The organism is Streptomyces sp. NPDC058872 (assembly GCF_042743065.1).
Classification (GTDB): domain Bacteria; phylum Actinomycetota; class Actinomycetes; order Streptomycetales; family Streptomycetaceae; genus Streptomyces.
This window is the reverse complement of the sequence record NZ_JBHYMK010000003.1, coordinates 63,853-76,987: the sequence shown is the minus strand read 5'-3', so window position 1 is coordinate 76,987 and position 13,135 is coordinate 63,853. Positions and strand designations below refer to the sequence as shown.

At 73.1% G+C, this 13,135-nt stretch carries 6 protein-coding genes; 2 read left to right on the top strand and 4 right to left on the bottom strand.

Translation table 11 applies throughout. The features are described from left to right. Nucleotides 1–106 precede the first annotated feature (106 nt). Together ACFW22_RS02540 and ACFW22_RS02535 are read left to right on the top strand one after the other, a co-directional pair. Nucleotides 107–3,589: a DNRLRE domain-containing protein gene (locus ACFW22_RS02540; protein WP_386397729.1), complete on the top strand. Its 3,483-nt coding sequence runs from the start codon at nucleotides 107–109 to the stop codon at nucleotides 3,587–3,589. Between the two features lie 559 nt (nucleotides 3,590–4,148). Then, on the top strand, nucleotides 4,149–6,173 hold the full coding sequence (locus ACFW22_RS02535; protein WP_386397726.1) for a M4 family metallopeptidase: 2,025 nt from the start codon (nucleotides 4,149–4,151) through the stop codon (nucleotides 6,171–6,173). A 174-nt stretch (nucleotides 6,174–6,347) separates the two neighbouring features. On the opposite strand, the gene glgP is transcribed toward ACFW22_RS02535, so the two are convergent. The 4 genes from glgP to ACFW22_RS02515 all read right to left on the bottom strand — a co-directional run bounded on the left by glgP (nucleotide 6,348) and on the right by ACFW22_RS02515 (nucleotide 12,972). Next, on the bottom strand, nucleotides 6,348–8,906 hold the full coding sequence (gene glgP, locus ACFW22_RS02530; protein WP_386397723.1) for an alpha-glucan family phosphorylase: 2,559 nt from the start codon (nucleotides 8,904–8,906) through the stop codon (nucleotides 6,348–6,350). 107 nt (nucleotides 8,907–9,013) lie between these two features. Next, entirely contained in the window at nucleotides 9,014–10,348 is a 1,335-nt protein-coding gene (locus ACFW22_RS02525; RefSeq protein ID WP_386397720.1) for an FAD-dependent monooxygenase, read from the bottom strand. Nucleotides 10,349–10,381: 33 nt separating this feature from the next. Next, nucleotides 10,382–11,746 carry a monodechloroaminopyrrolnitrin synthase PrnB family protein gene (locus ACFW22_RS02520; RefSeq protein WP_386397718.1) on the bottom strand — a complete coding sequence of 455 codons (1,365 nt, stop codon included), beginning with the start codon at nucleotides 11,744–11,746 and terminating at the stop codon, nucleotides 10,382–10,384. A 242-nt stretch (nucleotides 11,747–11,988) separates the two neighbouring features. Next, complete coding sequence (locus ACFW22_RS02515) at nucleotides 11,989–12,972, bottom strand: AraC family transcriptional regulator (RefSeq protein WP_386397715.1); 984 nt, start codon at nucleotides 12,970–12,972, stop codon at nucleotides 11,989–11,991. Nucleotides 12,973–13,135: the final 163 nt, after the last annotated feature.

Here is a 13,135-nt window from a genome sequence, read left to right as displayed (position 1 = left end):
CAAAGGTGGTTCCCCGGACTCCCTGGCCCAGGACGTCATGGCCGGCTTCGTGGTTTCAGCCGGTGCCCTGAGAGCCCGGAACTCTGGGAAGAGGGGTCCCCACTCGATGAGACAGACATGGCAGCGGCCGGCGGCCCGGCGCGCGGGCGCCGTGGTGCTCGCGGCCACACTCGCCGCGGGCGGCATCACCTATGCCGGCTTCCGGGCCGGCTCGGCGGACGAGGCGGCGCGTCCCCCCGCGGAGTCCGGGAACGGAACCGGCAAGGACCGGACGGTGGAACGGGCTTCGGCCGCCTCGCTGGCACGCAAGACCGGCAAGCCGGTCGAGGTCACGGAGCTGCGGACGCCCCGCTCGACCACCTGGGCCCGTCCGGACGGGACGATGGGCCAGAAGCTCTACGCCTCCCCGATCTGGGCCAAGGTCGGTCAGGAGTGGAAGGCGGTCGACACCACGCTGAAGCGGACGGATCAGGGGTGGGCGCCCGCGGCCACCAACACCCGCATGGTCTTCTCCGGCGGTACGGCCGGAGGCTCCGGGCGGGCCTCGCGCGGCCGGGTCCACCGCGTCTCGCTCGTCAAGGGCGTCACGACCGAGACGGGCGCGGACAGTCCACTGGTCACGCTCACGGTCGGCGGCACGGGCGAGATTCCCGACCTGCACGAGATCCGGCTCACCTGGCCCGGTCCCGTGCCCGCCCCGATCATCCAAGGATCCCGCGCGCTGTACCCGGAGATCCTCCCGGGCACCGACCTGGTCCTGACCGCCGAGGACGACGGCTTCGCCCAGCTGCTGGTCCTGAAGAACCGTCAGGCCGCTGCCGACCCGCGCGTCGCGCAACTGTCCTACGGCCTGGCCTCGCCCACGCTCAGCTTCCGTCTCGACCCGGCCTCGGGCATCGTCGCGGCCGAGGACGCGGACGGGCAGGAGGTCGCGCTGTCGCCGACCCCTCTGATGTGGGACAGCAGCGGCGCCCCGGCCGTCACCGACGGCGAACTGGGCGCCTCCTCGCAGCCGACCGCCTCGGAGTCCCCCGAGGGGCCGATCAGCACGAGCACGGCTCCCGCGCCGAGTCCGAGTGCGAGCACCACGGAGCTGGCCAACGACAACGTCGATCCCGAGGCCGAGGTGCTGCCCACGGCCACGGACGAGGCCGCGCCGGCCCTCACCGAGGCTCCGCTGCCGCCCGTGCCCGCCGAGCCGACGCCCGCGCCCTCGCAGAGCGGAGACGCGGCCACCCTGAGCCTGCCGCTCCTCAACGGCCCCTCCCCGGAGTCGCGCGGCGACGTGGTCGAGGCGGACCTCGGGGCCGGCGGCTGGCTGCTCACGCCCAACCAGGACTTCCTCAACGACCCCGCCACCGTCTACCCCGTCTTCATCGACCCCACGGTGAAGAAGCACACCCAGGACTGGACGACCGCCTACAGCCGCCACCCGAACGCCACCTTCTTCAACGGCAAGGACTTCAACGCCGGCGGCACCCACGAGGCCCGCGTCGGCTTCGAGTCCGACACCTGGGGCACCTCGCGGTCGTACTTCAACATCGCGTTCGACAAGAACCTCCGGGGCGCCACGATCCAGAAGGCCACCCTGCGGCTCCTGGAGACGTACGCGTGGTCCTGCAGCGCACGCGGCATGTCCGTCCACGTCACCAGCCCGATCAACGGACGCACCAACTGGAAGAACGCGCCGGCCCTCACCGACGCCAACCTGGCCGCCGCGCCGCGGAGCTTCGCACACGGCTACAAGACCGGCTGCCACGACGACTACGAGACCTTCGACGTGAAGAAGGCCGCGCAGGCCGCCGCGGACAAGGGCAGGGACACCATCACCTTCGGCCTGCGCGCCAGGGACGAGAAGTCCCAGTACGCCTGGAAGAAGTTCCAGGCCAACGGTGACAACGCGCCCGTCCTCGAGTTGACCTACAACCGGCCGCCGACCGCGCCGACCAACCACGACCTCGGGCCCGACTTCAAGTGCACCACCACGCCCCCCTACGTCCGGGTCGGCTCCTCCAGCATCACCTTCACCGCCAAGTCCACGGACAAGGACGACAACCTCAGCTACCTCAACTTCGCCCTGTGGCCGACCAACCAGTGGGCCGTGACGGGCAACATGCTCAAGTCCACGGGCGTCGTCTCGGTCGGTTCCTCCACCAGCTCCGCGCTGCGCACCACGCCCGCCTTCTCGACCAGCGGCCTGGTGAACAACACCGTGTACTCCTGGTCGGTCCGCGCCGTCGACTCCGCAGGCAGTTCCTCGAAGTACACGCCCACCGTGCCGTGCCGCTTCATCTACGACGGCGCCGCGCCCAAGCCGCCCCGGGTCACCTCCACCGACTTCCCCAACGCCGACGGCAGCAAGAACACCTTCGGCAACGACCCCGAAGACTCGAACTGGTCGAAGCTCAAGTTCGGCAGCGGCGGCACCTTCAAGTTCCAGGCGCTCGACACCGACGTCGTCCGGTTCGAGTACGGGTACAACGCCAACTACTACCCCTACTCCGTGTCCCGGGCCGCCGGCGCCCCCACCTCCACCATCACCACGCTCTCGGGCGCCAAGCCCCCGACGGCCGGCCCCAACGTGCTGTACGTGCGGACCGTCGACCAGGCCGGGCACGTCTCCGAGGTCGTCAAGTACTTCTTCTACGTCACGCCCCGGGACGAGGAGGACGCCCCCGGCGACCTCACCGGTGACGCACTGCCCGACCTCTTCACCATCACCAACTACAAGAACCTGCGGCTGTTCCCCTCCCAGGCCAACAGCGGCAACTTCCTCAAGGGCACCGGCAAGCTCGACTACTCGATGTCCGGCGCCTACCAGCTGAACCCGGCCAAGGACCCCAACGGCGACGAGGAACCCCTCTTCATCGGTCCCCCCTCCGGGCACTTCACGGACGCCCTCATCACCCACAACGGCGACTTCTACGGCGGTGACGGCTTCCAGGACCTCATCGTCCGCCTGGACGGCAAGCTGTGGGTGTACCCCGGCGACGGGTACGGCGCGGTCAACATCACCGAGCGCCGGGAGATCCTGCTCCCCGCCAACGCCCCCTCCCCGGCTACCCTCACCCAGATCGTCGCCACCGGGGACGTCACCGGGGACAAGCTCCCCGACGTGTTCGCCACCGTCGGCGACCAGCTCTGGGCCTTCACCGGCTACACGGGCGCCGCGTTCTCCGAAGCCCGCATGCTCACCAGCGCCCCCTGGACCACGCGGGACATCGTCTCCGTGGCCGACATCGGCGGGGACGGCGTCCCCGACCTCCTCTTCCGCGGCGAGGAAACGGGACGCGGCCTCCTCCTGCGCCACGGCAAGCCGGCCGCCGGCGGCGGCGTCGACCTCACCTCCCTCGCCATCGCCGCCTACTCCAAGACCGGCGTGGACGAGGTCTACGGGACCGGCGGATGGGCCCTGACCCAGATGCCCTTCGTCATCGGGACGCCCGACGCCAACAAGGACGGCATCCCCGACCTCTGGGCCATCGACAGCACCGGCACCATGTACTACTACCCCGGGGGCCGCACCGCCCACGGAACGCGCATCACCGCCAGTTGGGTCAGCTGGAAGAGCGCCCTCGCCTTCGGCTGAGCGGCGACACGGGGCAACGTGCCGGAGGGCGATCGCGAGGACGCGGTCGCCCTCCGGCGCGTCGGTCGTCCCGCTCCTCCGAGCCGCCCCGGCGCCGGCCCGGACAGGCGGGCGGGCGGGCGACACCGACGGCACGGAGGAGCGGGACGGGGAAGTCCGGAGGGCCTTCTGACGGCCCGTGGAGAGAACAGAATGAGCCAGGCCCCGGCGCGATCCGGGCGGCGGGTCCGACTCGGGGCCGAGGGGTGCGACCAGCGGCGGAGCCCTCGGGGCGAACGGGGCGACTCTCGCGGAAAACGGGTCGCGAAGAACATCGGACGGCGTCGCGGCCATGATCGGCGAAACGTCCGGTTAACGAACACCAATGTACGGGCAGCGGACGATTTCCGGCCAACTTCCCGATGCGGTCCTGACAGGTCCCCGTCATTCCTGTCAGTCTCTCATCCGTTCTTCGCACCACAGTTCACGGCTTCACCCGCACGTGCTCCACAGCTCTCCTTGCACCGCCCGGACGGGCTCACCCAAGTCCGCCGGTACCCCCCTCGCATAAGGAGTCTGCGTGAGATCCACGCCCAGCCGTCGCGCCACCGCGACCGGCGCTCTGATAGCCGCCGCCGCCATGCTCACCCTCGGCGTCCAGTCCGGCACCGCCTCGGCCGACGCCTTCGAGGCGGCGCCCCAGGGGCAGTCCGCCGGCAAGGCCAACCCCGGCAAGCTCCCGGCCGACCTCACTCCCGCCGAGCGCACCGCGCTCATCAAGGCGGCCGACGCCGACAAGGCCGCCACGGCCAAGGCCCTCGGCCTCGGCGCCCAGGAGAAGCTGGTCGTCCGCGACGTCGTCCAGGACCGCGACGGCACCACCCACACGCGCTACGAGCGCACCTACGCCGGACTGCCCGTCCTCGGTGGCGACCTGATCGTCGAGGAGACGCAGGCCGGCGCACCCCAGAGCGTCAGCAAGGCCTCCCGCGCCGAGCTGAAGAACGTCGACATGACCGCCACGGTCGCACCGGCCGCCGCCTCGAAGCAGGCCCTCGGCGCCGCGCGCGCCGACGGCTCCGACAAGGCCGCGACCAACCGCGCCCCGCGCAAGGTCGTCTGGATGGCCCAGGGCGCCCCCGTCCTCGCGTACGAGACCGTCGTCGGCGGCCTCCAGCACGACGGCACGCCGAACGAGCTGCACGTCATCACCGACGCCAAGACCGGCCAGAAGCTCTACGAGTGGCAGGGCATCGAGACCGGCACCGGCAACACGATGTACAGCGGCCAGGTGACGCTCGGCACCGCGCCCTCGTACACGCTGACCGACACCGGTCGCGGCAACCACAAGACGTACAACCTCAACGGCGGCTCCTCGGGCACCGGCACGCTGTTCAGCAACTCCACCGACGTGTGGGGCAACGGCCTGCCCTCCAACAAGGAGACGGCCGGCGCCGACGCGCACTACGGTGCCGCGCTCACCTGGGACTACTACAAGAACGTGCACGGCCGCAGCGGCATCCGCGGTGACGGCGTCGGCGCGTACTCCCGGGTCCACTACGGCAACGCGTACGTCAACGCGTTCTGGTCGGACAGCTGCTTCTGCATGACGTACGGCGACGGCTCGGGCAACTCCAAGCCGCTGACCTCCATCGACGTGGCCGCGCACGAGATGACGCACGGCGTCACCTCCAACACCGCCGGCCTCAACTACAGCGGCGAGTCCGGCGGCCTCAACGAGGCCACCTCCGACATCATGGCCGCCGCCGTCGAGTTCTACGCCAACAACGCCCAGGACAAGGGCGACTACCTGGTCGGCGAGAAGATCGACATCCGCGGCAACGGCACCCCGCTGCGCTACATGGACAAGCCGAGCAAGGACGGCTCGTCCAAGGACTCGTGGTACTCGGGCATCGGCAACATCGACGTCCACTACTCCTCGGGCCCGGCGAACCACTGGTTCTACCTGCTCTCCGAGGGCAGCGGCACCAAGACCATCAACGGCGTCAACTACGACTCGCCGACCTCCGACGGCCTGCCCGTCACCGGCATCGGCCGGGACAAGGCCGCGCTGATCTGGTACAAGGCGCTCACCACCAAGTTCGGTTCGACCACGAACTACGCGGGTGCCCGCACCGGTACGGTCGACGTCGCCAAGGCGCTGTACGGCGCGACGAGCGCCGAGGTCACGGCCGTCGAGAACGCCTGGGCCGCGATCAACGTCGGCTCCCGCCCCGGTGGCGGCGACCCGGGCGGCGGCACCGTCTTCACCAACGACACCGACGTGTCCATCCCGGACAACGGCCCGGCGGTCACCTCCACGGTCAACGTCACCGGCATCGCCGGCAACGCCCCGAGCAACCTCAAGGTGGGCGTGGACATCATCCACACCTGGCGCGGTGACCTGGTCGTCGACCTGATCGCCCCTGACGGTTCGGTCTACAACCTGGCCAACCGGAGCGGCGGCAGCGCCGACAACATCCAGGAGACCTTCACCGTGAACGCCTCCTCCGAGGTCGCCAACGGTGCCTGGAAGCTCCGCGTCCAGGACAAGGCCAGCTGGGACACCGGCTACATCAACAGCTTCAAGCTGACCTTCCCGTAGGACGGGAGGGCCCGTACGGCCTGAAGTGACCCGGCGGACGCCCGGAGGGAGCCATCCCTCCGGGCGTCCGCGCGTCTGCGCGTCTGCGCGTCCGGAACGCCGCGCCGGCCGGATCCCCCGACCCCGCACCACGGAGGCGGAGCCCCGCGTCACCGGCCCCACGGGGCGGTGCGCCTAGCGCAGCAGCACCCCCGCCCCCTCCCCCGTCGTCTCCTCCGGCAGGGCCACGAGGCCCAGTTCGGCCGGGCCGGCGAGCAGCGGGTGCGCGGGCAGGACGCGGACCGTGCAGCCGAAGGAGCCGGTCCGGTCGAGCTCCAGGGTGCCCGCGTACGGCAGCCGTCCGTCCAGGTCGGGGCCGCCGGCCGGTTTGAGGGTGACGCAGCGGGGGGCGGCGAGGACGTCGTCGGTTCCGACGCGGCCGGTGACGGCCTGGACCTCGACGTCCTCGGGCCCCAGCGCACCGAGGGCCACCCGGACCCGGACGACGGGGGTGGCGCCCAGTTCGGCGTCGTCGAGGTCGTCCCCGAGGCCGTCGCCGACGACCTCGACGTGGTCCACGGCCACCTTGGGCCAGGCCTCCCGGACCCGGGCCTTCCAGCCGGCGAGGTCCCGCGCCCGGTCGGGGGTGAGGGCCCGACGGGCCCGGGCGGCGGGTGCGTAGAGCGTCTCGACGTAGTCGCGGACCATCCGGTCGGCGAGCACCTTCGGGCCGAGGTCGGTGAGGGTGCGCCGGACCATGGCGGTCCAGCCGGACGGCACCCCGTCGGAGTCCCGGTCGTAGAAGCGGGGGGCGACCCGGCGCTCGATCAACTCGTAGAGCGCGGCGGCCTCCAGGTCGTCGCGGCGCTCCTCGTCGGCGGCGGCGACGCCGTCGACGGTGGGGATCGCCCAGCCGAAGTCGGGCTCGAACCACTCGTCCCACCAGCCGTCCAGGACGGAGAGGTTGAGGCAGCCGTTGAGGGCGGCCTTCATCCCGCTGGTGCCGCAGGCCTCCAGGGGGCGGAGCGGGTTGTTGAGCCAGACGTCGCACCCGGGGTAGAGGCCGCGGGCCATCTCCATGCCGTAGTCGGGCAGGAAGACGATCCGGTGCCGGACCCGGGGGTCGTCGGCGAACCGGACGAGTTCCCGGACGAGCCGCTTCCCCCCGTCGTCGGCGGGGTGGGCCTTGCCGGCCACGACGAGCTGCACGGGCCGCTCGGGGTGGAGCAGCAGCGCCCGCAGTCGGTCCTTGTCCCGGAGCATCAGGGTGAGGCGCTTGTACGAGGGGACGCGGCGGGCGAACCCGATGGTGAGGACGTCGGGGTCGAGGACGGATTCGGTCCAGCCCAGTTCGGCCGCGGCGGCCCCGCGTTGCCGCCAGGAGGCCCGCAGGCGTCGCCGCACGTCGGTCACGAGCCGTGCGCGGAGGGTGCGGCGCAGCTCCCACAACTCCCGGTCGCCGGCGTCCGGGGCGAGCCGGCCGACCTCGGGGGCCACCCAGGTGGGGGCGTGGACGCCGTTGGTGATGGAGGTGATCGGGACCTCGTCGGCGTCGAAGCCCGACCAGAGCCCGGCGAACATGGAGCGGCTGACGGCTCCGTGCAGGGTGGAGACCCCGTTGGCGCGCTGGGCGAGGCGCAGTCCCATGGCGGCCATGTTGAAGAGGCCGGGCTCGCCGCCGAGCGGGGTCTCGTCGCCGAGGGCGAGGATCCGGGCGAGGTCGACTCCGGGGAGGGTGCCGTCGTTTCCGAGGTGGCGGGCGACGAGGGCCCGGTCGAAACGGTCGATGCCGGCGGGGACCGGGGTGTGGGTGGTGAACACGGTGCCGGCCCGGACGGTCTCCAGGGCGGCGTCGAAGTCCAGTCCTTCTCCCTGGAGTTCGCGGATGCGTTCGAGGCCGAGGAAGCCGGCGTGGCCCTCGTTGGTGTGGAAGACCTCGGGGTCGGGGTGGCCGGTGAGCCGGGTGTAGGTGCGGAGGGCACGGACGCCGCCGATGCCGAGGAGCATCTCCTGGAGGAGGCGGTGTTCGCTGCCGCCGCCGTAGAGCCGGTCGGTGACGTTCCGTTCGCCGGGGGCGTTCTCCTCGACGTCGGAGTCGAGCATCAGGAGGGGGACGCGGCCGACCCGGGCGATCCACAGGTGGGCGTGGAGGCTCCGCCCGCCGGGGAGTGCGAGGGAGATCCGGGCGGGGTTGCCGTCCGCCTCGCGGAGCAGGGTGACGGGCAACTCCCCGGGGTCGAGGACGGGGTAGTGCTCCTGCTGCCAGCCGTCCCGGCCGAGGGACTGGCGGAAGTAGCCGTGCCGGTAGAGCAGCCCGACGCCGATCAGCGGGACGCCGAGGTCGCTCGCGGACTTGAGGTGGTCGCCGGCGAGGATGCCGAGGCCCCCGGAGTACTGGGGCAGGGCGGCGGCGACGCCGAACTCGGGCGAGAAGTAGGCGAGGGCCGCCGGGGAGTCGCCTGCCCGGCCCTGGTACCAGCGGGGGGCGTGCAGATAGTCGTGGAGGTCGGCGGCGGCGGTGCGCAACCGGGCCAGGAAGTCCCGGTCGGCGGCGAGTGCGGTGAGCCGGGGGGTGTCGAGGGCGCCGAGGACGCGGACCGGGTCGGTGCCGGCGAGGCCCTCGGGGGCGAGGGAGTCGAAGAGCTCCCGGGTGGGCTCGTGCCAGGACCAGCGCAGGTTGTGTGCGAGGTCAGCGAGGGGTCGAAGGGTGTCGGGGAGGACGGGACGCACGGTGAATCGACGGATTGCCTTCACGGTGTCCACCTTCGCAGGCGAGTACGGAGCGGAGCGGACGCACCACGCTGTGCGTCCGGCGTGCCGCTCCGACGTTAGGCCACGGCGGCCCGGTGGGCCACGGGGCGTCAGGGTGCGGGCACCGGCACCTCGTACGGGGAGCCCTGGTTGACCGTGGTCGGGTCGGAGGGGCCGGTGGCGGCATACCGGGTGGTGAGGGCGGCGAGTTCCTCGGCGGGGAGGACCCGGTGGATGTCGGTGAAGCCGTGCGGGGCGCGGGCGTGGACGAGGTCGATGACGGCTCCGGGGCCGAGTGCGCGGTCGGCGCACCGCAGTGCGGTCGTGGCGGGGCGGCGTTCGCGCTCGTAGGCGGCGAGTCCTTCGGCGGGGTCGGCGTGCCGGGCGAGGGCATGGGCGAGGGCGCGGGCGTCGACGATCGCCTGGGTCGCTCCGTGGGGGCCGAGGGGGTGCATCGCGTGGGCGGCGTCGCCGATGAGGGTGGTGCGGCCGTGGGTCCAGCGGTCGAGGGGGGCCCGGTCGACCATCGGGTGCTCGTGGGCGGTGTAGGCGGCGCGCAGGACGGCGGGGACGCTGACGCCGGCGAACTCCCAACCGTCGTAGTGCGGGAGCAGGGCGTCGACGGGGACGGCACGGCACCGGTTGCCGTGCAGCCGTTCGTGCCCGGCGGTGCCGGGGGTGTCGGCGGGCCGGGTGAGCGCCCAGTTCACCAGGACCTCCCGGTCGGGTCCGGACGGTCGGCTCATCGGGTGGACGACGGCCTTCTGGCGGTCGTCGCCCGCGACGAGCATGAAGGAGCCGACGGCCCGTGCGGGCATCCGGGAGACGCCGCGCCAGACCAGCAGGCCGTTCCGTGCGGGTCCGCCCTCGGCGGGGTTGAGCGCCGCTCGGACGGCGGAGCGGATGCCGTCGGCGCCGATCAGGACGTCCGGTTCGAGGGAGGCCCGGCCCCGGACGGGTCCTTCGCGGTGTTCCAGGCGCAGTCGTGGCCGCCCGTCGGCGAGCAGTTCGACGCCGGTGGCCCTGATGCCGGTGATCAGGGCGGAGGTACCGAGTCGGGCGCGGACGGCGCCGGCCAGGACCTGCTGGAGGTGGCCGCGGTGGACGGAGAGTTGCGGCCACCGGTAGCCGGCGCCGAGGCCGCGCGGCTCCCGGGATATCAGGCCGCCCGAGCGGTGGTAGCAACGCAGTTCGCGGGTGTGCAGGGAACCCGCTTCCAGGGCGTCGAGCAGCCCGAGCGCATCGAGTTCGCGGACGGCGTCGGGCATCAGGTCGAGCCCGGCGCCGACGGGTCGGACGGCGGGGGCCGACTCGATCACGGTGACCCGTTCGAATCCGGCGGCGTGCAGGGCCAGGGCCGTGGTGAGGCCGGCGATGCCGCCGCCGGCGATCATGACGTGCGGGTCGCAACCGGGTCGCTGCCCGTGAGGGAGGTGGGGGGACATCGCGTCTGCTCCTTCGTGCCGTTGGGGCCTGTCCTACGCTGCCGGTGTCCCGACGGGGGTACCGGCGGGGTGGTGCGGCGCGGTCGCGCGGCGCACCGGTGTCTCGTTCTCCCCGGCCAGGTCGAGGATCGGGCGGAGCAGTGCGACGGGGGCGCCGCCGCCGTCCTCCCCGTAGGGCCGCAGCGCGTCGCGACAGGCCGTGTGGCTGGTGCCGGTGCGCCGGGCCCGGAGTGCCTCCAGGATCCGCAGCACCCGGCCGAGCGCCTGCGCCGAGGCAGTGAGGGCGGGCGGGAGCGGGGCGGCGCCCTCCCGGCTGATCGCGGCCGAGAGCTTGCTGACGGCGGAGACGCCGCCCCGGTGCCGGGCGTGGAAGGCGCGCCAGGACGGCGGGGCGTGGGGCAGGGTCTCGGCGAGGAAGGCCTCGTGGGCGGCGTCGGAGCGGTCGCACTGCCACAGCGTCAGGTCGACCAGCCAGAGCGGGACCTGGGTCGCTGCCGGGCCCGGGTAGTCGCGACCGGCGATCGCGACCTCCTCGAAGTACGGGCGCAGGGTCAGCGCGCAGTACTCCGGCGGAACCCGGATGGCCGTCGGGTCGAGGGCGGCGGCCACGGTCCGGAGGTGGCCGGCCACGCGGTCGAGGGCGCTCGCGAAGCCGGGGTCGTACGGTTCGAGGCGGGTGGTGCGGGCGCAGTCGTCGAGGGCGGCGACGAGCCCGGGGAACACCGCCCGCACGGCGTCCTGGAAGCGCGCCTCCGCCGGGTCCCCGGTGTACGAGCGGCGGCGGGGCCCCGTGGGGTTCCAGGTGGTGTAGTGGTGGACGGTGTCCCGGGGGACCATGTCGGTGCGGCGGCCGAGGATCTCCAGGACGGGCAGGGCCTCGGGGACCGCGGTCAGGGGTTGCACGCCGTGCCGTTTCAGGGAGCCGAGCAGGATGCCCAGGTCGCGCACGGCGGCGAGCGCACCGCCGACGCTCCACCGCGCGGCCTCCGCGGGGTCGGGCACCAGGGCCCGCAGGGCCACGGTGAGGGCGGCCGCGTCGGCCCGCGCGTTGAGCGTGGGCACCGCGGCGAGCAGGGCGTCGGCGCCCAACGGGTCGGCGGCGCGGACGTCCTCGGTCGTGTAGCGCGGGTCGCCGAGCAAAGGGGCTCCTTCTTCCGTGCCTCGGTGGCGGGTGGTGGGCGGTGCGGCCCGGGGGCCGGTGCGGGGCACGGAACCGTATCGCCGCGCCCCGCCCCGTGCGGGGCGAAGGCGGTGCACCGGGTCGCGGGGACCGCCGGCGGCGGCCGCGGTGTCGCGGAGGGCCGGGTGGACGGTGGAGTCCTCTCCGCGTCCTCCGTCGAGCCGGATCCCGTGCCCGTCGAACCGTCGCTCCAGGTGCTCCTGCCCGGTCCTCGTCACCGGTGTCCCGCCCTCCTCGGGTGTCACGGCCGTGCCGGTCCCGAGCCTGTCCGGGACCTTGCGGCCGGACAATGAACGTCCGTCCAGGGGTCCTTAAGAACCGTCCAGGGAACCCCGAAGATGTCAGGTCGAAGGGACGGCGGCGCTGCGGCGCCCACCTCCCGGCCGCCCCGCGCCCGCCGTCGTGTGCCCGCCGCCCCGCGCCCGCCGTCGTGTGCCCGCCGGGGAACGCGGGAGGGCCCTCAGGCGGCCCGGTACTCGCCGGGGGTGACCCCGAACCACTTGCGGAAGGCGAGGTGGAAGCCGACGGCGCTGCGGTAGCCGACGCGGGCGGGTACGGCCGATTGCGGGAGGGAGGTCTCGGTGAGCAGCCGGCCGGCCTCCTGCATGCGCCGGGCGGCGAGGTACCGGGCCGGGGACTCCCCGACGAGCTCGCGGAAGGCGGCGGTGAAGGCGGAGCGGGACATGCCGACCTCGCGGGCCAGGGAGTCGATCGTCCAGGGCTCGGCGAAGCGGGTGGCCATCGTGACCACCGCGCGGCTGATCCCGGGGTGCCGGAGCAGCGGCAGCGAGGCCGGGGTCCCGGCGAGTTCGCGGAGCAGCGGACGGAGGATGAGGACGAGGGCCATCTCGAAGGCGCGCAGGGTGACGAGCCGGTCGCCGGGGCCGACGGGCCGGTCGGGGGCGGCGAGCAGCCGGAGGGTGTCGCGGAGCAGGGGCTCGCGGTCGACCTGGTGGCCGTCGAGGACGAGTGCCCAGGGCAGCGAGGCGTAGAAGCCGGTGGCGGCGCCGGTGGCGTAGTGGAGCCCGGCGCACAGGAGTCGGCTCTCGGGTCCGGTTCCTTCGATGACGATCTCGCCGGAGGTGCCGGGGTGGCGTTCGGGCAGCCCGGCCCGGAGCGGGACGCCCCGGCGTTCGGGGCGGTCGGAGAGGCGGTGTGCGGTTCCGGTGGGGAAGACGACGAGGTCTCCGGTGTGGAGTTCGACGGGGGCTTCGCCGTCGGCGGTGATCCAGCAGTGGCCCTGGACGACGTAGTGGAGGACGGCGCAGCCGGGTTCGGCGTCGCCCTCGATGACCCAGGGGGCGCGGACGTGCCAGCGGCTGTCGAAGACCCCGGTGAGCCGGAGGGGCTTGAGGAGTTCGCTCAGCAGGTCGTCGTGCCGGTCCTCGTCGGAGGGGTCGAGCGGGTCGGACGGGTGGTGACGGTCGGTTCCCACGGTTTCCATGGACGATCCTTCAACTTCCGCCCCGGTGTGTCGACTGAACGGACGAGGCCGTCGCGGCGGGCCCGGAGGGGCGCCGGCGCAGCAGCGGTGACAGCCTATCGAAGGGCCTCGGACGGGGAGGGCCGGAACGTCCCGCCGCGCCCCGGTCCACGGAACGGAGCGG

Bases quoted from the DNA above. Each gene is read 5' to 3' on its own strand.
- ACFW22_RS02515 (WP_386397715.1), bottom strand. From the start codon at position 12,972: ATGGAAACCGTGGGAACCGACCGTCACCACCCGTCCGACCCGCTCGAC.
- ACFW22_RS02525 (WP_386397720.1), bottom strand. From the start codon at position 10,348: ATGTCCCCCCACCTCCCTCACGGGCAGCGACCCGGTTGCGACCCGCAC.
- ACFW22_RS02540 (WP_386397729.1), top strand. From the start codon at position 107: ATGAGACAGACATGGCAGCGGCCGGCGGCCCGGCGCGCGGGCGCCGTG.